This is a genomic window from Hydrogenophaga sp. 5NK40-0174, assembly GCF_040372165.1.
Taxonomy (GTDB): domain Bacteria; phylum Pseudomonadota; class Gammaproteobacteria; order Burkholderiales; family Burkholderiaceae_C; genus Hydrogenophaga.
On sequence record NZ_BAABWG010000004.1, the window covers coordinates 291,652 to 311,698 of the forward strand.

At 60.9% G+C, this 20,047-nt stretch carries 24 protein-coding genes; 20 read left to right on the forward strand and 4 right to left on the reverse strand.

The genetic code is table 11. The features are described 5' to 3' along the window. Positions 1 to 28 precede the first annotated feature (28 nt). Positions 29 to 1,009: an ATP-grasp domain-containing protein gene (locus ABWV89_RS14710; protein ID WP_353398280.1), complete on the reverse strand. Its 981-nt coding sequence runs from the start codon at positions 1,007 to 1,009 to the stop codon at positions 29 to 31. 39 nt (positions 1,010 to 1,048) lie between these two features. Here ABWV89_RS14710 and ABWV89_RS14715 point away from each other — a divergent pair, with 39 nt between their 5' ends. Beyond that, positions 1,049 to 1,246, forward strand: coding sequence for a hypothetical protein (locus ABWV89_RS14715; RefSeq protein ID WP_353398283.1), 198 nt, complete (start codon positions 1,049 to 1,051; stop codon positions 1,244 to 1,246). Between the two features lie 76 nt (positions 1,247 to 1,322). Further along, positions 1,323 to 2,372, forward strand: coding sequence for an aKG-HExxH-type peptide beta-hydroxylase (locus ABWV89_RS14720; RefSeq protein WP_353398286.1), 1,050 nt, complete (start codon positions 1,323 to 1,325; stop codon positions 2,370 to 2,372). Here ABWV89_RS14720 and ABWV89_RS14725 read toward each other — a convergent pair. Continuing rightward, positions 2,344 to 3,255: a 23S rRNA (adenine(2030)-N(6))-methyltransferase RlmJ gene (locus tag ABWV89_RS14725; RefSeq protein ID WP_353398289.1), complete on the reverse strand. Its 912-nt coding sequence runs from the start codon at positions 3,253 to 3,255 to the stop codon at positions 2,344 to 2,346. The genes ABWV89_RS14720 and ABWV89_RS14725 overlap by 29 nt on opposite strands. Before the next feature lie 228 nt (positions 3,256 to 3,483). Here ABWV89_RS14725 and rplM point away from each other — a divergent pair, with 228 nt between their 5' ends. From rplM to erpA, 5 genes are all read left to right on the forward strand, one after another. Beyond that, positions 3,484 to 3,915, forward strand: coding sequence for a 50S ribosomal protein L13 (gene rplM, locus ABWV89_RS14730; RefSeq protein ID WP_353398292.1), 432 nt, complete (start codon positions 3,484 to 3,486; stop codon positions 3,913 to 3,915). Between the two features lie 12 nt (positions 3,916 to 3,927). Beyond that, positions 3,928 to 4,320 (forward strand): 30S ribosomal protein S9, encoded by a 393-nt coding sequence (rpsI, locus tag ABWV89_RS14735; RefSeq protein ID WP_353398294.1) that lies wholly within the window; start codon positions 3,928 to 3,930, stop codon positions 4,318 to 4,320. Between the two features lie 125 nt (positions 4,321 to 4,445). Continuing rightward, positions 4,446 to 5,153, forward strand: coding sequence for a DUF6776 family protein (locus tag ABWV89_RS14740; RefSeq protein ID WP_353398297.1), 708 nt, complete (start codon positions 4,446 to 4,448; stop codon positions 5,151 to 5,153). 57 nt (positions 5,154 to 5,210) lie between these two features. Continuing rightward, a complete protein-coding gene (locus ABWV89_RS14745; RefSeq protein WP_353398300.1) occupies positions 5,211 to 5,621 on the forward strand; it encodes a bactofilin family protein in 411 nt (136 codons plus the stop codon). A 117-nt stretch (positions 5,622 to 5,738) separates the two neighbouring features. Beyond that, positions 5,739 to 6,107: an iron-sulfur cluster insertion protein ErpA gene (erpA, locus tag ABWV89_RS14750; protein WP_353398303.1), complete on the forward strand. Its 369-nt coding sequence runs from the start codon at positions 5,739 to 5,741 to the stop codon at positions 6,105 to 6,107. Between the two features lie 179 nt (positions 6,108 to 6,286). Here the strand turns inward: erpA and ABWV89_RS14755 are convergent, their stop codons facing one another. Then, positions 6,287 to 7,630, reverse strand: a complete 1,344-nt coding sequence (locus tag ABWV89_RS14755; RefSeq protein WP_353398305.1) for a M23 family metallopeptidase — start codon at positions 7,628 to 7,630, stop codon at positions 6,287 to 6,289. Between the two features lie 244 nt (positions 7,631 to 7,874). Here ABWV89_RS14755 and tyrS point away from each other — a divergent pair, with 244 nt between their 5' ends. Continuing rightward, entirely contained in the window at positions 7,875 to 9,119 is a 1,245-nt protein-coding gene (tyrS, locus tag ABWV89_RS14760; RefSeq protein ID WP_353398308.1) for a tyrosine--tRNA ligase, read from the forward strand. Between the two features lie 19 nt (positions 9,120 to 9,138). On the opposite strand, the gene ABWV89_RS14765 is transcribed toward tyrS, so the two are convergent. Further along, complete coding sequence (locus tag ABWV89_RS14765) at positions 9,139 to 10,272, reverse strand: ABC transporter substrate-binding protein (RefSeq protein WP_353398311.1); 1,134 nt, start codon at positions 10,270 to 10,272, stop codon at positions 9,139 to 9,141. A gap of 113 nt (positions 10,273 to 10,385) precedes the next feature. Here ABWV89_RS14765 and ABWV89_RS14770 point away from each other — a divergent pair, with 113 nt between their 5' ends. The 12 genes from ABWV89_RS14770 (at position 10,386) to ABWV89_RS14825 (ending at position 20,047) form a co-directional block, all read left to right on the forward strand. Then, entirely contained in the window at positions 10,386 to 11,327 is a 942-nt protein-coding gene (locus ABWV89_RS14770) for a cation diffusion facilitator family transporter (protein ID WP_353398313.1), read from the forward strand. A gap of 5 nt (positions 11,328 to 11,332) precedes the next feature. After that, positions 11,333 to 11,776: a D-aminoacyl-tRNA deacylase gene (gene dtd / locus ABWV89_RS14775; RefSeq protein WP_353398315.1), complete on the forward strand. Its 444-nt coding sequence runs from the start codon at positions 11,333 to 11,335 to the stop codon at positions 11,774 to 11,776. A gap of 130 nt (positions 11,777 to 11,906) precedes the next feature. Next, a complete protein-coding gene (locus tag ABWV89_RS14780; RefSeq protein WP_353398318.1) occupies positions 11,907 to 13,247 on the forward strand; it encodes an NAD(P)/FAD-dependent oxidoreductase in 1,341 nt (446 codons plus the stop codon). After that, on the forward strand, positions 13,240 to 14,283 hold the full coding sequence (locus ABWV89_RS14785) for a chorismate transformation FkbO/Hyg5 family protein (RefSeq protein ID WP_353398321.1): 1,044 nt from the start codon (positions 13,240 to 13,242) through the stop codon (positions 14,281 to 14,283). The genes ABWV89_RS14780 and ABWV89_RS14785 overlap by 8 nt, the downstream gene beginning before the upstream one ends. An 11-nt stretch (positions 14,284 to 14,294) precedes the next feature. Further along, positions 14,295 to 15,131, forward strand: a complete 837-nt coding sequence (locus tag ABWV89_RS14790; RefSeq protein ID WP_353398324.1) for a MipA/OmpV family protein — start codon at positions 14,295 to 14,297, stop codon at positions 15,129 to 15,131. Continuing rightward, positions 15,124 to 15,924, forward strand: coding sequence for a lysophospholipid acyltransferase family protein (locus tag ABWV89_RS14795; protein WP_353398326.1), 801 nt, complete (start codon positions 15,124 to 15,126; stop codon positions 15,922 to 15,924). The genes ABWV89_RS14790 and ABWV89_RS14795 overlap by 8 nt, the downstream gene beginning before the upstream one ends. Before the next feature lie 2 nt (positions 15,925 to 15,926). Next, a complete protein-coding gene (locus ABWV89_RS14800; protein ID WP_353398329.1) occupies positions 15,927 to 16,688 on the forward strand; it encodes a glycosyltransferase family 2 protein in 762 nt (253 codons plus the stop codon). A gap of 20 nt (positions 16,689 to 16,708) precedes the next feature. Further along, positions 16,709 to 17,470, forward strand: a complete 762-nt coding sequence (locus tag ABWV89_RS14805) for a class I SAM-dependent methyltransferase (RefSeq protein WP_353398331.1) — start codon at positions 16,709 to 16,711, stop codon at positions 17,468 to 17,470. Positions 17,471 to 17,522: 52 nt separating this feature from the next. Beyond that, entirely contained in the window at positions 17,523 to 17,753 is a 231-nt protein-coding gene (locus tag ABWV89_RS14810) for an acyl carrier protein (protein ID WP_353398333.1), read from the forward strand. 5 nt (positions 17,754 to 17,758) lie between these two features. Continuing rightward, a complete protein-coding gene (locus tag ABWV89_RS14815) occupies positions 17,759 to 19,021 on the forward strand; it encodes a beta-ketoacyl-[acyl-carrier-protein] synthase family protein (protein ID WP_353398336.1) in 1,263 nt (420 codons plus the stop codon). A 106-nt stretch (positions 19,022 to 19,127) separates the two neighbouring features. Continuing rightward, a complete protein-coding gene (locus ABWV89_RS14820) occupies positions 19,128 to 19,412 on the forward strand; it encodes a phosphopantetheine-binding protein (RefSeq protein ID WP_353398339.1) in 285 nt (94 codons plus the stop codon). After that, positions 19,409 to 20,047, forward strand: a complete 639-nt coding sequence (locus tag ABWV89_RS14825; protein WP_353398342.1) for a COG4648 family protein — start codon at positions 19,409 to 19,411, stop codon at positions 20,045 to 20,047. Before ABWV89_RS14820 ends, ABWV89_RS14825 begins: the two co-directional genes overlap by 4 nt.

The window sequence follows — 20,047 nt, forward strand, 5'->3', positions numbered from 1 at the left end:
CGATGAAAGCGCGAAGTGGCGCCAGGGATCAGAGGCGCCGAAGAGGCGTGGGCTGTTCACGCAACGACACCCACTCTTCGCCATTGACCGGTGTGCCGATGGCGGCGAATGCAGCGATGAGCTGTTCGATGATCAGGCGCAAGGTGTCGCTGCGGTGGGCGTTGTTGTGCTTTGTGGAAAGACCGGCCAGATAGGGGTTGGTGTTGATCTCGTAGACCTCGTATCGCCCGTTGACCCGGCCAAAGTCCATCCGGCCGAAATCCGTACCCGTGCGCTCAAACACGTCCATGACGAAGTCGTGCAGCGGGTAGTTCGTCATCTCCCGGTTCTCTTCTTCGTACTGGGCGTCGCTCGCCAGGCCGGATATGCCTGTCTTGGCCATCCAGTGCGTGTCATTGATCGTGTTGGCGCGAACAATGTGAGGGCCGAGCCGGTAGGCCGAGAGCTTCTGGAAATGGCCTGTCTCAGGGACCGGTGCCGCTGCATATTCGATGAAGCCCAGGTCGCTGATGGGAAACCCCTTCTGCATGGCGTCGGCCAAAGCGTCGTCACATTGATTGCTATCGTGCAACAGTTCGGTCAGCACACCTCTGTGGCTGGCGAGGGTGCGCAGAAACACGGGGTACCTGCACGGCTTTTCGCCTTGTGATGGCAAGACGCAATTGAACGAATTGATGCCTTGACTGTGCAGCGTCTTGAGAAATGCCGCTCTAGGAAGAAAGCGACCCGGGTCATTCAGAACGGGAAGCCCTTCCGCTTTCAGCCATTGGTACAAGTGGGTGGCCGCTTCCATTTCAGAAAAGGAAAGCCGGTCAAAGTCGGTCAGCACATAGGTCGCTTTCGGCAGCTTGTCGGTGGTGAGTGCGTGCTCCCAGCTCAACGCGCTGAACCGGATGCCGTGCTCCGCCATGCGTTCAGGCCACTTGTCCATCGTATAGGCATGGTCCTCTGTCGTGAGGACCACTACCCATTTCTGAGTATTGACGTCGTCGGTACTGCATGAAACCATGGGCCAAGTGTATGTTTTTTTATGAAAGGACCCATACCCATGCAGATGAAGAAATCCATTGACCCCACCCAACTTCTCGGCTTCCGCATCGACGCCCAGGCCGCTGCCGCTGCAGAGCAAGGTGTCAAGCTGGGCCTGAAGAAAGGGAACAAAAACATGGCGCCAACAAAAGCGACTCAGAGCGTCAAGCTGGGACTCAAGAAGGGCGACAAGGCTGTAGCACCTCGCAAGATCTGAGGGCGCGCCATGAAGAGGGCGTGCGCGAAACGCACGCCCTTTTTCTTTTTATCGATTTGTTCAGGGCCTCATCATCGTGACAGTTGCGCAACCATCTCCCTTGCAGGTGTTCGAACCTTCTGCCGCGCGAGGCCAGTTGCTCGATCGGGGCATGTGCGACGATTTGGTCTCCAGCCTGCGGCACCTGCTGGCCGCTGCCCAGGGAGACGGCTTGACGGGCAACCTGCAGCAGATTCTGACCTTGCTGGAGACCGGCGTGCCCTTTCGCCCCGTGGCATTCGGTCTGTATTTTCAGCTGGCGCAAGCCATGCTGGGGGAAGAGCATGAGAAGGCGTTGTCGACCTCTGTCGTGTTGCTGGAACACCTGAAGTCCTTGCGGGCGTCTGCTGCCGATGAAAACCTGATCATGGTGGGCAGAGGCAGCAGGGCAGCGGCTTTGCTCGAAGAGGTGTTTGAGGCGCAACTGGGCAGCGAGGCTGACTGCTTCGCGCCTGTGACCGAGCAGGTCGTCGAGAACTTTCGTGCGCGCATGGCCAGCGCCTTGGCGTTGCTGGCTGATGGTGTCCCGGGTCTGCATGGCGAATTGCAGGCCATTCTGCGCGACGTTCTGGTGGCGCAAGGGCAGCCCGACGCAGACACCGTTTTTGATGGTGCTTCCCACTACCAGTTCTGGGGGCTGCTGCTCCTCAACCCCGAGTTTCACAACTCACGACTGGCTCTGGCAGAAGTGCTGGCACACGAATCCGGCCACAGCGTGTTGTTTGGCCTGTCGCGCCTGGAGCCGCTGGTGCTCAACGCGGACGATGAGACGTTCGAGTCGCCTTTGCGCGTGGATGCGCGGCCCATGGATGGCATTTTTCATGCGACCTACGTGTGCGCCCGCATGGCATGGACCATGCACACCCTGCTTGAAAGTGGTTTGCTCGATCAGGCAGAGCGTGCCGAGGCCTTGCGTGCTCTGGAGCAGGATCACGCCCTGTTCGACCAGGGCTGGGAAACCGTGGCGGCCCATGGCCAGCTCTCACCCACAGGCGAGCAGATCATGCAAGGCGCAAAAGCCTGGATGGACCGCTCAAGACCAGTGCTGGATGCACTGCTCAGCGACCTTCGCCCGACTCCAGCGTAAAACCCTGACCCTTGCCCAGACCGATGGCCTTGACCAGCCACGGCAGGCTCTCGCGCAACCCGCTTTCCAGCGTGTAGGGAGGGTTGATCACGAACATCCCACTGGCGCGCATCTTGGTCTTTCCTCGCTGTGACTCTGCAGTGGGGGCGGCACCGTCGGCACCAATGCTCAACGTGGTGTGCAGCCATGACCGGCCTGCTGTCTGTGCCAGGGACTTGAGCTTTTTCGGCAGGCTGTGGGCTTCCTGGCGCCCGATCACCGGGTACCAGATGGCGTAGGTGCCGGTCGCGAAGCGTCGCAGTGCGTCTTCCATGGTGCTGACGACGGACGCGTAGTCGTGCTTGAGTTCGTAGCTCGGATCCATCAGCACCAGTGCGCGCCGGGAGGGTGGAGGTAGCAGCGCCTTGAGGCCCGTGAATCCGTCTTTTCGATTCAGCTGGATCTGGCTGGCATTGTCCAGCTCGGCAACATTGCGCTCGAGCAGCCGGGCATCGGAGGGATGAACCTCAAAGACCTTCAGCGAATCCTGGGGGCGCAGGGCAGACTGCATGATCCAGGGTGACCCAGGGTAGTGACGCAGCTCACCCTCCCGGGCCTCGGGGTGCAAGCCGGTCATCATGTCCAGATAGGCTTGCACCATCTCGGGCACCTTGTCTGGCTTGTTGGCAGCCGCTTGCCGAACCGCATGAATGCCTTGCAGTGATTCGCCGGAAGTTAGTGCTTGCTCCTTGTCCAGTCTATACAGACCAGCCCCGGAGTGTGTGTCGACCATCAGAACGCCGCCGTCCTTCTGTTTCAGGTATTGAAGCAGAGCGAGCAGGACAGAGTGCTTGAGAACGTCGGCATGGTTGCCGGCGTGGAAGGCGTGGCGGTAACTGAGCATGCGGGCATGGTAGCGCCGCCGATACGCTTGCGGTGAAAAAATTGCCTTGCAGGCCGCAAATTTCGTACAATGGAGGGCTTCGCAGCGTTATTCGATGCCCCGCGGCGAAGGCAGACAGGTGCGCCCTTGGGTGCCTCCGGTTCTGTAACCCCACCTAAGAGTCTTCCAGCAGAGAAGGTCCGACCGTGGAAAAGGGCTCGCCAAACCCTTTGACTCAAGAGAGTACTCATGACCAAAACGTTCAGCGCCAAACCAGCTGACGTGACGCACGAGTGGTTTGTGATTGACGCGACCGACAAGGTCCTCGGACGAGTTGCCAGTGAAGTGGCTCTCCGACTGCGCGGCAAACACAAGGCCATTTACACGCCTCACGTCGATACCGGTGATTACATCGTCGTTATCAACGCTTCCAAAATCCGCGTCACCGGCAACAAAGCCCTCGACAAGGTTTACTACCGTCACACTGGCCACCCAGGCGGCATCTATGGCACGACCTTCCGTGACATGCAAGCCAAGCACCCTGGCCGTGCGCTGCAAAAAGCCGTCAAAGGCATGCTGCCACGTGGTCCACTGGGCTACGCCATGATCAAGAAGCTCAAGGTGTATGGCGGCGAAGAGCATCCGCACACCGCACAACAGCCTAAAGTGCTGGATATCTAAAGGAGCGACGAGATGATTGGTGAATGGAACAATGGCACCGGCCGTCGCAAGTCCAGCGTCGCCCGCGTGTTTCTGAAAAAAGGCACCGGCAAGATCACGGTCAACGGCAAGGCCATCGAAGAATTCTTCGGCCGCCAGACCTCGATCATGATTTCCAAGCAGCCTCTGGTCCTGACTGACAACGTCGAAACCTTCGACATTCAGGTCAACGTCCACGGCGGCGGCGAATCCGGTCAGGCCGGTGCAGTGCGTCACGGTATCACCCGCGCACTGATCGACTACGACGCTGAGCTCAAGCCTCAGCTGTCGCAAGCCGGTTTCGTCACGCGCGATGCGCGTGAGGTCGAGCGTAAGAAAGTTGGTCTGCGTGGCGCACGTCGCCGCAAGCAGTTCAGCAAGCGCTGATCGATCTGGCACCTGCCGAGAAAGCCGCCTTCAAGTCAAACTTGGGGCGGTTTTTTCTTTCAGCCCCTTGTTTGGGCTGCCGCATGTAGGCCGAATGAACTCATAACAGGAGCCAGGGCAATCGGATGCGACTGAGACTGATGCGTCGCCGCTTGACAGCCAGCACCCCCCGGGTAGCCATTCGCAGCGCCACATCCTGGCCTGTGCGAATGCTGTTGCTGGCCGTGGTGTTGGGGTTTTCCAGTGCGCTGGCCATCTGGGCATTTGAGTTCGGCAAGGAGATTGCGGGGCTGGAGCCCAACGTCCAGGAAGAGCTGGAGCGTTTGCGCGATGAGGTCTCGACGCTGAGCACCGATCTCACGGAAGCCAAGCTGGTGGCCGACACCTCCGGCAGCCTGCTGACCGCGGAGAAGGCGGCGCAGGAGCAGCTTCTGGTTCGCATCAAGCAGCTTGAAGCCGACAACCAGGCCTTGCGCAATGACCTCGGGTTCTTTGAAAGACTGATTCCGGCCAACGGGAGCAGCGCGCTGAGCATTCGCGGCCTGCAGGTGGACAGAATGTCCGGCAGCCAGCTCAAATGGCAGGTGCTCATGATTCAGCCCCTGAAGAATGCGCCAGACTTTCATGGCGAGCTGGAGATCAGCTTTACTGGCTCGATGGACGGCAAACCCTGGAGCAAGGGCCATTCGTCCGACTCGCAGCGTGTGACAGTCAACCGTTACCTCCGGCTGGAAGGCCTGGTGGACGTTCCCACAAACGCCGTGGTAAAAACTGTAACGGCCAAGATTTTGCAGAACGGGACCGTCAAGTCGGTGCAGACCATCAAGCTGTGAGTGCTGCCGCACACCCGTCAAGCCCAACGAACAAGTACCAGGACTAGGAGATCCGCCATGATCGGCAAGAAAAAGCACCCACCCATCAAGAGCCTGATTGCGCAAGGCACGCGTATTGAGGGCAATGTGCAATTCCACGACGGTCTTCGCATTGATGGGGAAGTCAGCGGCGATATCCGCGCCAGCGACGAGAAGCCCAGCATGTTGCTGATCAGTGAGGTGGCCAAGGTGACGGGGCAGGTTCATGCCGATCACGTCATCATCAACGGCACCGTCAAAGGGCCGGTGTTTGCCTACGAATTGCTCGAGCTTCAACCCAAGGCCAGCATCGAAGGCGATGTGTCCTACAAGGCGCTTGAAATGCACCAGGGCGCGACACTGGCCGGCCAGCTCAAGCCCATGGCAGGCATTGGCGGCGCGGTCGGCGAGGAAAAGCCCCCACTGAAACTGGCGGCAAATAACAGCTGAGCTCGGATATTTCCGAGTTATTTGCTAAACTTTTCATCAACCGCAACTGGCACACGAGTCGTGCCGGTTGAATGAGAAGTGATTGGGCGTGTGCGCCCGGATGAAGAGGTAATCCACATGACAGCTGTTGCCGAAACCACGACAACCGAAGAAATGCCAGCGCCGCTGGTATTCACTGACAGCGCCGCCGCCAAGGTGGCGGATCTGGTGGCCGAAGAGGGCAACCCTGACCTCAAGCTGCGTGTTTTCGTGCAGGGCGGCGGGTGCTCCGGCTTCCAGTACGGCTTCACCTTTGATGAGGCGGTCAATGAAGACGACACCCAGATGAACAAGAATGGCGTGACCTTGCTGATCGATGCCATGAGCTTCCAGTATCTCGTCGGTGCCGAGATCGACTACAAGGAAGACTTGGAGGGTGCCCAGTTCGTCATTCGCAACCCGAACGCCACGACGACCTGTGGCTGCGGCTCGAGCTTCAGTGTCTGAGCCACTTCGGTAGCGCGCAGGCAGAGAACGAGCAAACAGACGCTCCGCGAGCCTCACGGCAGTTTGTTGTCGAGAGAGCTCCCAAAGAAAAAGCGCCCTCAAGGGGCGCTTTTTCTTTGGGGCAGCAGTCTTGCACTGAATGGTGCCTACCTGCCGAGCCCAGCGGCCCGGCGTGGCGATCAGCGGGCGCTGGCCTGAATGACGGTTGACGCTGCCGACAGGGCCAGCTTCTGCTCCTTGGCGATGGCGCCGAATTGCGAGCGCAGTGAGGCCGGGACCGGGATGCTTTCGCTCTCGCGGGCGATCTTCAGGGGATCCCTGTGCTCGCCTTTGTCCAGAAACTCCAGGTGCAGATGCGGACCCGTGGAAGCGCCGGTGGAGCCGACGGCGCCAATATTGTCGCCCTGGGCCACGCGCTGTCCCTTGCGCACATCGATGCGGCTCAGGTGGGCGTACTTAGTGGACTTGCCATTACGGTGTGCCACCTCGATGATTTTTCCGTAACCTCGCTGCCAGCCGGCAAACTTGACCACCCCATCGCCGATGGTGCGCACGGCAGTACCTCTTGGGGCAGCGTAGTCGACGCCCAGATGCGCCTTGCGACGCTTGGAGATCGGGTGGAAGCGCATCCCAAAGCCGCTGGATACGCGCGTGAACGCGAGCGGAGAAGTCAGGAAGCTCTTGCGGGTGCTTTGACCGTCGAAATCGAAATAACCACCCTTTTGGCCCTCGGCCTCGAACCACACGGCGTCAAACGCTCGTCCTTTGTTGACGAACTGGGCGCTGAGCACGCGACCGGGCCTCATGGCTTCGCCATCGGCTTCCAGAACCTCGTACACCACGCTGAAGTTGTCGCCCCGACGCAGGTCTCGGCGGAAATCAATGTCGTTGCTGAAAATCTCGGCCATCTGGATCGCCACGCTGTCCGGGATGTTGGCCGCGTCGGTCGAAGCAAAGAGCGAGCTGCGGATTTCACCACTGGCGAGTTGGCTGGATGTGGTCAGCTCGCCTTTCTGGATTTCGCTGGCAAAGCCCGACGACTGGCGTTCCACCACCAGGCGGCTGAATTCGCGTTCGTCGTTGTGCAGCCAGCGGGCGGTCAGGCGAAGCATCGACTGGTCGCCGGTGGTCTCAACGGTGACGTTGCGCCCACGCCCACCTGTGAAAAGCTGACGCGCGGCATCATCTTTGCGCAGGAAGGCTTCGGCTTCCGTATCCCGCACACCCAGGCGGGCCAGCAGGCTGTCCACCGTATCGTCACGGCGGACCATCTCGGTGCGGAACAGCACCATCTGCGGAATTTCGGCTTCGATCGCGCTCGTCGGGGTCAGTGCAGTTGGCTGCACGCCTTCAACGACATTGACGCGGGGAAGCGCGGAGACATCGGGCGCCATGGGCGCAATGCCGAAAGCGGTTACGCCCGTGCCCAGCAGGACAACACCCAGGCCAGCCATCACCCGGCGGGGGTGGCGGACGAAGGGGGCAAGCAGCGTTTTGGGCAAACGGTTTGAGTCAGAGCTCAAGGATGGCAGAGCGGTTGGTTTCTTCAATTTGATCTATCCCCAAATCACCTTGTCCGGGGACGAAAGGTTGTGTTTCTGAGAGAGCTCCAGAAGGCCGCAATGGTTCCGCAACTCCCTGGAAGTTGCAGCAACATTTTGTGAGCGGCGGCATGACTTATAAAATTCACGCCTTCAACTGCAAAGTATAGCCAGCCGGCGGGCTTTTGTAATTGCAGAAAAGCCCGTAAAAACAAGTCCTTACGAAGTGGAAAGTACTCAGAACACCCCCCAGAAAGAGCCAGAGCTGACCGACGGCGTTCGTGAAGCCCTGAGCGTGAGCCTTCGCGGTTGCGAAGAGTTGCTTCCACAAGACGACTGGGTGAAGAAACTCCAGAAGTCCGAGCAGACAGGTCAGCCACTGCGAATCAAGCTGGGCCTGGACCCGACCGCCCCCGACATTCACATCGGCCATACGGTGGTGCTCAACAAGATGCGCCAGCTCCAGGATCTGGGGCATCAGGTCATTTTCCTGATCGGGGACTTCACCAGCCTGATTGGAGACCCGTCAGGTCGCAACAGCACGCGTCCGCCGCTGACGCCGGAGCAGATCAAGGCCAACGCCGAGACGTACTACCGTCAGGCCAGCCTGATCCTGGACGAGAGCAAGACCGAAATCCGCTACAACAGTGAATGGAGCCTTCCCCTGGGGTCCATGGGCATGATTCAGCTTGCCGCCAAGTACACGGTGGCGCGCATGATGGAGCGCAACGATTTCAATGACCGGTTCAAGGCAGGCACCCCCATTTCGGTTCATGAATTCCTGTACCCGTTGATGCAGGGTTATGACTCGGTGGCGCTCAAGAGTGACCTCGAGCTCGGCGGTACCGATCAGAAATTCAACCTCCTGATGGGGCGCCATCTTCAGCAGGAGTACGGTCAGGAGCCGCAGTGCATTCTGACCATGCCCCTGCTCGAAGGTCTGGACGGCGTGGACAAGATGTCCAAGTCCAAGAACAACTACATCGGCATCACGGAAGACGCCAACACCATGTTTGCGAAGGTGTTGTCCATCTCTGACGAGCTGATGTGGCGCTGGTACACCTTGCTGTCCTTCAAGTCCCTGGCGGAGATCGATACGCTCAAGGCAGAAGTGGCCGGCGGTCGAAACCCCAAAGACGCCAAGGTGATGCTGGCCAAGGAAATCACCACACGCTTTCACGATGCTGCCGCTGCCGAATCGGCAGAGCAGGACTTCATCAATCGTTCCAAGGGCGGCGTGCCCGACGACATTCCTGAAGTCAGCCTTTCTGGCGCGCCGCTGGGCATTGGCGTGCTGCTCAAGCAGGCAGGACTGGCGCCTTCCACCAGTGAGGCCAACCGGTTGATCTCCGGTTCCGGTGTGCGAGTCGACGGCAGCGTGGTGAGCGACCGCGGGCTCAAGCTGGACGCCGGCACCTATGTGGTGCAGGTGGGCAAGCGCCGGTTTGCCCGGGTGACGGTCACGGTCTGAGGCGCCCCGGCGCCGTGCTCTAGCGCAGGAACTGCCCGTCGGCGGTCAGCACGGCCAGGTCCACATAGTTCGTTCCGTGGTGGTTGCTGGGGCTGTAGGACAGCTCCATGCCACCGAGGTTGAATTTGCCCAGCCCTTCCAGGCCCGAGGTGATCGATGCACGGCTGGGCGTGGGGCCGCTGGCCTTGATGGCTTCGATGAGGACTTGCGCATTGGCGTAGCCGTAGAGCGTGTCGTAATTGATGTCCATCCCGGCGGTTTTCATCGCCGCCTGGTAACGCCTGATCAACGGGGTATTGGAGCGCCAGGGAGACGGCGTCAGGCGCGCCACTGCCAGCCCCCGCGCGTCTTTGCCCAGCGCCTTCACGGCCGCCTCTCCCACGGAGAGGGACAGCGTGTAGACATAGCTGCCCCGGGCCGCCTTGTTGGCCTTGACAAAGGCGACGACGGCTGGCCCGACGGACAGCAGGATGGTCGCGTGTGGTGACTGTCCCGCCATGGCCTCAGCCACAGCGCGCGCATTGGAGCCATCCGGGTTGATGGGTTGCGCATCGACCAGGGTGCCACCCTTGGCTTCGATCACCTGCCTGGCCAGAGGGTGCATCTGCTGGCCGAAAGGGTTGTCTTCATAGACCACAGCGATGCGCGTGCTCATGACGTTCTTCAGGTTGTCGACAATCTTGACCAGCTCATCCACGTAGCTCGCCTGCGCAGTGAAGAAGTACGGGTGGAGCTGCTGGCGCAAGGCGGGACTCCCCGTCACGGCGGTGATCATCGGGGTCTTCTGCTCCAGCAGATAGGGCAGTACTGCACCCACTTGTGCCGTGCCGAAATAGCCAAACAGGGCAACGACATTTCGCTGCTCCACCAGGACCTTTGTGTTGGCCACGGTCTGCTTGGGATCGAAGGCGTCGTCCAGGGTCTCCAGTTCAATGGGGCGTCCACGGTGACCCCCCTGGCGGTTGAACTCGTCGATGGCAACGGCCGCGGCATCCAGATTGGAGACCGAGATCCGCGCCATCATGCCGGTCAGCGGCGCACTTCGGCCGACTCTGATGGGCTCTCCGTTGGCAGCGAGTGCCAGCGATGGGGCCGCAATGGCCGTGGTGAGGGTGGCAATGGCCTGGCGCCGGTTGACTTGCGGGGATCCCATGGCGTGTCTCCTGTGTACAGTCGTGATGACCGGGAACTTATTTGTTTCGAAATAGAGGTCTTAGTTCCACTGTGCAGCATAACGAAAAACCATGATGGAGGACAATCTCCGGTATGGACAAAAATCACGCTTGGTTGACTCCAAGACGTCTTCTTTTCGGATCTGTTGTGGCGGCGGCACTGACCATCGCACTCAAAGCGCTGGCCTGGTACGTCACGGGATCGGTCGGCCTGCTCTCTGACGCCATGGAGTCGTTCGTCAATCTGGCCAGTGCGGTGTTCGCATTCGTGATGGTCACGATTGCGCAGCAGCCGGCCGATGATGACCATCCCTACGGTCACACCAAAGCGGAGTACTTCTCCAGCGGGTTTGAAGGCATCCTCATTCTTGGCGCTGCCGTGGCCATCGGCTGGGCCGCCGTGGGGCGACTGATGGAACCACAGGCCCTTGAAGCTCCTGGTCTTGGCCTGGGTCTGTCGGTGGTCAGTGGTGTCATCAATGGTGGTCTGGCGCTGCTGATGCTGCGGGCGTCACGTCAGCACAAAGCGGCGGGCGTGGCGGGGGCCGAGGCGGTGGAGGCCGATGCCCGGCACTTGTTGACCGATGTCTACACCACGGTCGGCGTGGTCATCGCGGTTGGCCTGGTGTATGTCACCGGCTGGCTCTGGCTGGATCCGCTGGTGGCATTGCTTGTGGCGGCCAACATCTTGCGCGAAGCGGTGCATCTGATTCGTCGGGCGGCTGACGGTTTGATGGACCACGCGCTTGAGCCCGAGCTGATGGACCAGATCCAGCGTGTCCTGAACGATTTTGTGGACCCGGACCGCCCTGATCTGTTGCGGTTTGACCATCTCACCACGCGCCGGGCGGGCCAGAGGCGCTTTGTGGACATGCACATGCACATGCCGCCCAACTGGACACTGCGTCGCGCTGCAGCCGTTCGCATCAGCGTGGAGCAGGCACTCATGAGCGAAATCCCAGGCCTGCGAGCCACCATCCAGCTGTTGCCGGGCGACGTAGAAGCGCATTTCCACGACGACGAGGACCTGAAGTAAACACCATGCTGGCACTGTTGCAACGCGTGAAATCGGCCAAGGTGGTCATCGGCGGAGAAGTCGCCGGGGCGATCGACCAGGGCATTCTTCTGTTTCTGTGTGCTGAGCCGGAGGACACATCGGTCACTGCCGGGAAGCTGTTGACCAAGGTCTTGCGCATGCGCATCTTCGGGGACGAGCAGGGGAAGATGAATCGCAGTGTGCAGGACGTCGGTGGGGGGCTGCTGGTGGTGAGCCAGTTCACCCTGGCCGCGGACACCCGCAGTGGCACGCGGCCTGGCTTTAGCCGAGCCGCAGCGCCGGCTCTGGGCGAAGCCCTGTACGACGAATTCGTGGCGGCAGCCCGTCTGGCCCATCCTGTCGTGGCCACAGGGCGGTTTGGTGCCGACATGCAAGTAGAGCTCGTCAACGACGGGCCCGTGACCATTCCCATGAGCGTGATGGCGTGAGGTGAGGCGTACAGCGCCGGGCGGCGAGGCTACACTTTCCCGGAATCCACGTTCGAAACCACCGGCTGTCAAGGATGACACCCGGCGCAGCATCGAAGACGACGACAACACCACCAGCACCAGTTCATTCATGCAGACAGACAGCGACGTCACAGGGACAAGTCACCAGGAGTGTGACGTGATCATCATCGGCGGCGGACCGGCAGGCGCCACGGCGGCCCCGTATCTGGCGAAGAAGGGCCTCAAGGTGGTGGTTCTGGAAAAAGAGCATCACCCCCGCTTTCACATCGGCGAATCCTTGCTGCCAGCGAATTTGCCTCTGTTCGAAGACATGGGAATCGCCGATGAGGTCAGGGCCATCGGAATGTACAAGCCGGGTGCAGAGTTTCATTCGCCGATGCACGGTCGCTCCGAAGTGTTCCATTTTGCGGATGCATGGGACAAGTCCATGCCATTTGCCTATCAGGTCAAGCGGGCCGACTTCGATGCCATTCTGGTGCGGAATGCCAGAGACAAAGGCGCGGAGGTGATCGAAGGCTGCAAGGCCACTTCGGTCGAATTTGAAGCCCAGGACAAGGTGGTGGTCAAAGCGCAGTGCGACGATGGCGCGACGCGCAGCTGGACAGGGCGTTTTCTCATCGATGCCTCCGGTCGCGACACCTTCCTGGCCAACCGGTTTCGGATCAAGCACAAGAACCCCAAGCACAACAGTTCGGCCATTTATGGCCATTTCAAGGGTGCTCGCCGCAGCGAAGGAGACGCGGAAGGCAACATCTCCATTTTCTGGTTTGACCACGGCTGGTTCTGGTTCATTCCGCTGGTCAACGGCGAGACCAGCATCGGCATGGTGACATGGCCGTACTTCATGAAAACGCGAGGCAAGCGAAGCCTGGAGCAGTTTTTCATGGACGGCATTGCCAGCTGTGCGCCGCTGGCGGAAAGAGTGGCGCAGGCCAGTCTGCTCAACGGCGTGGAAGCCACGGGCAACTTCTCCTACACCTCCGAACGCAATCACGGCGAAAACTACGTGATGATCGGCGACGCCTTTGCCTTCATTGACCCGGTGTTCTCCTCGGGTGTGATGCTGGCCATGAAGGGCGGTCTGCTCGCCGCTGATGCAGTGGAGACCATTCTCAAAGAGCCGTCCAGGCGCGCACAGGCCATGGCCGAATTCGATCGGCAGATGCGGCATGGTCCGAAGGAGTTTTCCTGGTTCATCTACCGGGTCACCAACCCGATCATGCGTGACTTTCTCATGCATCCCAAGAACGTGTTCCGGGTGAAGGAGGCGTTGTTGTCCGTGCTGGCGGGCGACATCTTTGGCAAGACACCGATCTGGAAATCTGTGCGCCTGTTCAAGCTGCTCTACTACGTTGCCAACATCACTCAGCCGGTGCGGGCGTACAAGGCATGGAAGAGGCGCCGGTTCAATATCCGGCAGGTGGAGACGCCTGCAGCAGGCCATGCCTGAGTCCATGCAGCTGCATCTGAACGTGTTGGCGCAACCTTCGGCAGACATGGGTGTGCTGGGGGCGTTTGGCGTGGGTGCGCAGGCCAAGGGCTTGCCATCGGCTTCGACCTTGCCTTGGCAGCATGTTCGTGCGGAAGTACTGGCACAGCAGCGGGCGGGTGCGGTGGAGTGGTGGCAGCTCGATGGCGCAGACGTGCAGGCAATGCGGCGTGAGCCCATTGCCGGCGGGCAAGGCAGAGGTGCCATTTGCTGGAGCGAGGCAAACGGGCTCATGTTTGGCGTAGCGGAGTGCCAGGAGTGGAACCCCGGCCGCGCCCCGGCCGGCCTCGAGGCTGCCAGCGAGATGGTCTATGAGGCCTTGCTTGGCAGGCTTTCGCGACAATCACCTTCGCTGCGCCTGTGGAGAGTCTGGAACTACATCCCTGACATCCACGGCGAAGAGGCAGGCCTGGAGCGCTACCGCTGCTTCAACCTGGGCAGGGCCAGGGCAATGCAGCGCTTCGGTCAACTCAGTGAAGAGGCCATTCCCGCCGCCTGTGCGCTGGGTGTGACTGACGGGCCATTGTCGGTGGCCTTTCTCGCTGGCGAGCAACGACCGCTTCCGGTCGAAAACCCCAGGCAGGTTCGTGCCTACCGGTACCCATCGGCATACGGCCCCCAGCCGCCCAGTTTTGCACGGGCTTCGCTAGTGACCGTCGGCGAGCAATTGTGGCTGTTTGTGTCAGGAACGGCCAGCATCGTGGGCCATGAAAGCCTGCATCCAGGTGACGTTTCGGCCCAGTTGCATGAGAGCATGGACAATATTGAGGTATTGCTGCGGGAAGCAGGGAGCAAGGCAGAGAGCGCAGCCTTTAAAGTGGACGATCTGCACTATCGCGTGTACCTGCGCCGTGCTGCGGATCTGCCGCAGGTTCGAAAAGTGCTCGCAGACAGGCTGGGTTCTGCCAGCTGGGTGGTCTGCCAGGCAGACGTTTGCCGCAAAGAGTTGCTGGTGGAAGTTGAGGCCGTGGGGCAGTTGCCACTGCTTGTTCAATGAGGGGAGTTGATTTGAAAAACGCAATCTGGTCGGTCCTGGCAGCGGGATGCCTGCTGTTTTCAGGTGCGCGTGCTTCAGCGGAAGAGCTTCCGCTGTGGGAGGTCGGTGCCGGCGTGGCTGGTCTGAGCTTTCCCGCCTATCGTGGATCGGACCAGAGCCGCCAGTTTCTGATGCCGGTGCCGTTCTTCGCCTATCGGGGCGAGTTTCTCAAGGCTGACCGCAATGGTGTCCGTGGTCAGATCTTCAAGACAGAGCACCTGGACATGACTGTCTCGGCGGCCTTGTCGCCGCCGGCGTTCAGTGACGATGTGCAAGCGCGGGCGGGCATGGCCGATCTTGAAGCCACGTTTGAAGTGGGTCCGCAGCTCAACGTCAATCTCTGGAAGTCGGACAACGAGCAGCGCCACCTGCGCCTTCTCTTGCCCGTGCGCAAGGCATACACCCTGGAGCGCTCTCCCCAGGACCTGGGATGGGTCTTCCATCCCAAGCTCAACCTGGATATCCGGGACGCACCTGGAATGGAGGGCTGGAACCTCGGCCTCCTGGCGGGCCCGCTGTTTGGGGACCGGCGACAGCACAGCCATTTCTATTCGGTGGCCTCATCCGAGGCCATTGCCGGGCGACCGGCTTACGCCGCACCAGGCGGCTTCGCGGGCATGCAGTACCTGGTGGCGGTCTCCAGGCGTTTTCCCCGTTACTGGGTTGGCGGGTTCGTCCGCTACGACAATCTTCGCGGCGCCGCTTTTGAAAACAGTCCGCTGGTGCGCGACAAGAATTACTGGGCTGCAGGATTTGCCGTGAGCTGGATTCTTGGCCAGTCGTCCCGGAAAGTGGTGGTGGGTGACTGACGTGAACGCGTCGCCGTTGTCCGTCATCCAGCGCGTTCGCGCGTGGGTGGCGATGGCCCTTGGACTGGGCACGCTGGGCGTTTTTTGCGTGCTGTGGTGGCCGGTTGCCGCCGTACTGGCCGCCGTGATGCCGGAGGCTACCGGGCAGCGCGTGGGGCGCCGTGCATTGCACCTCGGTGCTCGCCTGTACGTGCGGTGGCTCCAGCTCGCATGCGGCTGCCGCTTTGATTTGCAGGCGTTGACCGGACTGGCACAGGAAGGCCCCATGGTGGTGGCCGCCAATCATCCTTCGCTGCTGGACGCTGTCCTGCTGCTCGCTTACCTGCCAAATGCGGTGTGTGTCATGAAGACGGCGTTGCAGGACAACTGGCTGTTCGGGCCGGCCGCCCGTCTGGCGGGGTTTGTGCCCAACCGGGACGCGCTGGAGATGGTGTTGCGCGGGCGAGAGGTTCTCGATGGCGGCGCGCAGCTGATCATTTTTCCAGAAGGCACACGCACGGTGCAGTCGCCCATGAACACGCTGCAGTCGGGAGCGGCAATGATCGCTACCAAGGCCAAGGTGCCGATGCAGGTTCTGACGCTGACGTATTCCTCCCCTTATCTGGGCAAGCACTGGCCGCTGTTCAGACCGCCCCAGCTACCATTGGTGGTGCGCGCCCGCCGGGTGGCCCGGTTTGCCCCGGCCGAACACGCCCAGGCTTTGACGGCAGCGATGGAGGCCAGCTTCCAGCAGGCACTGGCTGAACAAGAAGAAACAGATGTGCCGCTGCATGCGACGGCACCGGCAGGATGAGTGTGGAACGATCCCAAAGCCACCTGGTGCTGATTCCCAGCTACAACACAGGCGCAACAGTTTTCGAGACGGTCAAGGCTGCCAGAGCGCAGTGGGCACCGGTCTGGGTGGTGGTCGACGGCAGCACGGACGGTACCGCCAGGCAGCTGGAGGCGATGGCCGCCGGGGACCCGGATTTGAGCGTCATGGTGTTGCCGGAGAACCGGGGCAAAGGTGCTGCCGTGCTCGCCGGTATCGAAGCTGCACAAGCCGAGGGTTTCACGCATGCACTGACCATGGACGCTGACGGGCAACACCCGGCAAAGTTGATTGCCGACTTCATGGCGGCTTCAGCCGCAGAACCTTCCGCGATGATTCTGGGCAAGCCCGTTTTCGGGCCCGAGGCGCCAGCGCTCAGAGTCAATGGCCGCAAGGTGTCAAACGGCTGGGCCAATCTTGAGACCCTGTGGATGGGTGTGGGCGATTCACTCTACGGGTTTCGCGTCTACCCGATCGAACCGCTGGCGCGCATCATGCAGTCGCAGTCGTTCATGCGCCGTTTCGACTTCGACCCGGAAGCCGTGGTGCGGCTGTGCTGGGCTGGCGTCAAGCCGATCAACATGGACGCGCCTGTTCGCTACCTGTCGGCCGAAGAGGGTGGCGTGTCCCATTTCAATTATTTGCGCGACAACACGCTCCTGACCTGGATGCACACACGCCTCTTTCTGGGGTTTGTGCTGCGCCTGCCAATGCTGGTATGGCGCCGGATCAGGGCAGCGAGCTGAAAAAAGAGAGGAACAGAGCAATGGCAGCAGAGCAGAGAGCGCCGATGGATCACCGCGATGCGCGGCTGGCGACATACTTCGATGACGAAGAGCAGCGTCTGGCGGTGACCGCCAAAATGTTCAACGAAGGCGCTGTGGGCTATGACACCGCCGAGCGCCTGACGGCACTGGGCAGCGGTAGCTGGTACCGGCGTGAAGTGCTCCAGCGATGCGGACTGAAGCCGGGCATGCGCACCCTGGATGTGGCGGCCGGTACGGGGCTGGTCACGCAGGAAGCCGTGAAAATTGTCGGTGAGGACGGGCAGGTCATTGCGCTGGATCCCTCTCCTGGCATGCTCACGGAGCTGCGCAAGAAGGTCAAGGTGGAGACCATCGAGGCGTTTGCCGAGTCGATTCCGTTGGATGACAACAACGTTGACTTTCTGTCGATGGGCTACGCCCTGCGGCATGTGTCCGACCTGGACAAGGTGTTTTCCGAGTACCTGCGTGTTCTCAAGCCGGGCGGGAGCGTTTGCGTGATGGAGATCAGCCGCCCGACCAGTCTGGTGGGACGCTGGCTACTCAAGGCACACATTGGCCTGGTTGTGCCTGCGCTGGCCTTTCTGACTGGCAAGCGCTCGCAGGTGGCCAAGCTCTGGGCCTATTACAGCGACACCATCGAGGCTGCCGTGGACCCGGCGGAGGTGCAGGATGCGCTGCGCCGTGCCGGCTTCGAAGAGGTGGGTTGCCACGTGACCATGGGAATTTTTCGCGAATACGTGGGTATCAAGCCCCAGGCCTGAATCCCGATGACCGGGCCGAGCAACGGCTAAAATCGGTAGTCTTATGGATTCAATGGAACTCGTACGCACATTTCTGCAAGACCGCCTCGGTGTGGAGTCTGGCAGGGTGGTGCCTGAAGCACTTTTGGTTGACCTCGGGGTCGACTCCATGATGCTGCTGGAGCTGATGTTCGAGTTCGAGAACCACCTGGGTTTTCGTCTGCCCTCAGATTTGCAGTCACCCGCCACAGTGGGTGAAATGGTCACCATGATGGAAGGACTGGCCGAGAAGGGACAGGTCTGAGTTACATGGCAATGCGTCGTGTGGCGGTCACTGGCCTGGGTCTGGTCAACCCTTTTGGCGGGCAGGACGTCAACGCATTTTTCGAGTCCCTGCTCCAAGGGCGCTCCGCCGTGACCACGCGGGAATGGTCGCCCACAGACCGTCCCTTGATCACGCCTTTTGTCTCCTGCAGTGCGTTCGTGGGCGAAGAAGTCCTGGGCAAGCCGCTGGCATCCATGATGGACCGGTTTTGCCAGTTGGGCATCGGTGCCGCGTTTGCTGCCTGGGAAGATGCAGGCCTGACGCGCAAGCCGGCAGAAGGCCAAGGCCGGGATCGATGGGGCGTCAGCTGGGGCACCGCACTGGGGGGCATCATGGCCCACGACCGGTACTACGAAGCATCGTTTCTGCGAGGCAGGGAGCGGGCATCGCCGCTTTCCGTTCTCATGGGCATGAACAACGCTGTGCCTGCCCATGCATCGATTCAGCTTGGCCTGGGCGGCATGAGTTCGACGCATTCCGACGCGTGTGCATCGTCGGCGATGGCCATTGGTGAGGCCTTTCAGCAAATACGAACCGGGCAGGCAGATGTGGTGCTTGCCGGTGGATCCGAAACACCCCAGGCCTATGCCGTGATGCGTGCCTGGGAGAGCCTTCGCGTCCTTGCCGCGGTTCCGGAAAGTGGTGGGGCGGCGTCCGCCTGCCGACCGTTCGCCAGAGGGCGTGATGGACTGGTTCTGGGCGAAGGCGCTGCCGCTCTGGTTCTCGAAGACTGGGAGCACGCCAGACAGCGTGGCGCCACGATCATTGCCGAGCTGGCTGGCTTTGGCGCCAGCTCGGATCATTCGCATCTGGTGCGGCCCTCCGCCGACGGGCAGGTCAGGGCGCTTCGCGCTGCGCTGGCGGATGCACAGATGTCTGTGGCCGACATTGGGTATGTGAATGCCCATGGAACGGCGACAATCGAAGGGGATGTGGCCGAGGTGAAAGCCCTGGCGCGGGTCTTTGGCGAAGGAGCAGCGGCCTTGCCGGTGAGTTCGAGCAAGTCAATGCACGGCCATTTGCTCGGCGCCGCTGGCGCCATGGAGGCGTTGGTCACCGTGCAGGCCTTGAAGCATCGCGTTTTGCCCCCGACTGCCCACCTGGCGGGAAGGCATGATGACGCCTGCCATTGTGTCGACCTTTTCACAGAAGCCCGTGAGGCCCGCGATATCGGGGCTGCGGTTTCCAGTTCGTTTGCCTTTGGTGGCGGTAATGCGGTACTGGTGTTCAGGCAGACGCGTGACTGATACGGACTGCGGGTGTCTGGCTCGGCGCGGGCCTGAATGGGTTGAGTTTGATGAAGTTTGATTAGGTTTTTTGTTTTTGTCAGAAGTACTCTGAGTCGCAAGTCACATGTCCAACAATACAAATACACAGAGCGTGGAATCCTTGATGCCTGAAGTGGCAGCCCTGATCGTGGAGGCCCTGAACCTGGAAATGACGCCGGGTGACATTGATCCGGACGCAGCGCTGGTCGGTGACGGCCTTGATCTGGATTCGATCGACGTGCTCGAGATGGCGTTGGTGATTTCCAAGCAGTACGGTGTGCAGCTCAAGGCAGGGGAAGAGGACAACGTCCGGATCTTTGCTTCGCTTCGGTCGCTGACGGAGCACATTGCCGCGCATCGCACGGCATGAAAGTGGTGCAGGTCCTGCGTGTGGTGCTTTTTGGCGCCATGGCTGTGGCCTGGACCTGGGCGTCGTATCGGTTTGGCGCCAGCAATGAAGTCTCGGATCTGGCGGTGGCTCTGGCAGTCGTTCCGGTGCTCGCTGCGGGCCTGATCATCGCCTGGGGCCGTCTTGGCGCTTCAGGCTGGACAGGGGTGGCGGTGCTGATGGCAGTTGGCCTGTATCTGGCCTGGCCAATGATGCGCTCTCATGTCAGCTGGGTGTACTTCATGCAGCACGCAGGTATCTACCTGGCCCTGGCGGCCGTGTTTGGCCGGACTTTGTGGGGTGATGGGGATGCGCTGGTGACTGCACTGGCTCGCCGCGTTCACTCGGCGCCGATTTCCGAGCGAAACGAGCGCTACACCCGCCGCGTGACACAAGCCTGGACGGCCTATTTCGCGGGGGTCGTGGTCGTGTCTGCCGGCTTGTTCTTTTTGGCTCCCCTGACGTGGTGGTCAGCCTTTGTGCATTTGCTGGCTGCGCCACTGCTGGCACTGATGTTTCTGGGCGAGTACCTCTGCCGGCTGCGCTTCCTGCCACCAGAAGAGCGCCCGGGCATGATGGAGGCCATCAATGCCTGGCGCAACCACCGGCCCTCCTGA

What these genes read in the sequence shown, in the direction of transcription:
- ABWV89_RS14710 (WP_353398280.1), bottom strand. Translation starts at nt 1,009, where the DNA reads ATGGTTTCATGCAGTACCGACGACGTCAATACTCAGAAATGGGTAGTG.
- ABWV89_RS14715 (WP_353398283.1), top strand. Translation starts at nt 1,049, where the DNA reads ATGCAGATGAAGAAATCCATTGACCCCACCCAACTTCTCGGCTTCCGC.
- ABWV89_RS14725 (WP_353398289.1), bottom strand. Translation starts at nt 3,255, where the DNA reads ATGCTCAGTTACCGCCACGCCTTCCACGCCGGCAACCATGCCGACGTT.
- rplM (WP_353398292.1), top strand. Translation starts at nt 3,484, where the DNA reads ATGACCAAAACGTTCAGCGCCAAACCAGCTGACGTGACGCACGAGTGG.
- rpsI (WP_353398294.1), top strand. Translation starts at nt 3,928, where the DNA reads ATGATTGGTGAATGGAACAATGGCACCGGCCGTCGCAAGTCCAGCGTC.
- ABWV89_RS14740 (WP_353398297.1), top strand. Translation starts at nt 4,446, where the DNA reads ATGCGACTGAGACTGATGCGTCGCCGCTTGACAGCCAGCACCCCCCGG.
- ABWV89_RS14745 (WP_353398300.1), top strand. Translation starts at nt 5,211, where the DNA reads ATGATCGGCAAGAAAAAGCACCCACCCATCAAGAGCCTGATTGCGCAA.
- erpA (WP_353398303.1), top strand. Translation starts at nt 5,739, where the DNA reads ATGACAGCTGTTGCCGAAACCACGACAACCGAAGAAATGCCAGCGCCG.
- ABWV89_RS14765 (WP_353398311.1), bottom strand. Translation starts at nt 10,272, where the DNA reads ATGGGATCCCCGCAAGTCAACCGGCGCCAGGCCATTGCCACCCTCACC.
- ABWV89_RS14770 (WP_353398313.1), top strand. Translation starts at nt 10,386, where the DNA reads ATGGACAAAAATCACGCTTGGTTGACTCCAAGACGTCTTCTTTTCGGA.
- dtd (WP_353398315.1), top strand. Translation starts at nt 11,333, where the DNA reads ATGCTGGCACTGTTGCAACGCGTGAAATCGGCCAAGGTGGTCATCGGC.
- ABWV89_RS14780 (WP_353398318.1), top strand. Translation starts at nt 11,907, where the DNA reads ATGCAGACAGACAGCGACGTCACAGGGACAAGTCACCAGGAGTGTGAC.
- ABWV89_RS14785 (WP_353398321.1), top strand. Translation starts at nt 13,240, where the DNA reads ATGCCTGAGTCCATGCAGCTGCATCTGAACGTGTTGGCGCAACCTTCG.
- ABWV89_RS14805 (WP_353398331.1), top strand. Translation starts at nt 16,709, where the DNA reads ATGGCAGCAGAGCAGAGAGCGCCGATGGATCACCGCGATGCGCGGCTG.
- ABWV89_RS14810 (WP_353398333.1), top strand. Translation starts at nt 17,523, where the DNA reads ATGGAACTCGTACGCACATTTCTGCAAGACCGCCTCGGTGTGGAGTCT.
- ABWV89_RS14815 (WP_353398336.1), top strand. Translation starts at nt 17,759, where the DNA reads ATGGCAATGCGTCGTGTGGCGGTCACTGGCCTGGGTCTGGTCAACCCT.
- ABWV89_RS14820 (WP_353398339.1), top strand. Translation starts at nt 19,128, where the DNA reads ATGTCCAACAATACAAATACACAGAGCGTGGAATCCTTGATGCCTGAA.
- ABWV89_RS14825 (WP_353398342.1), top strand. Translation starts at nt 19,409, where the DNA reads ATGAAAGTGGTGCAGGTCCTGCGTGTGGTGCTTTTTGGCGCCATGGCT.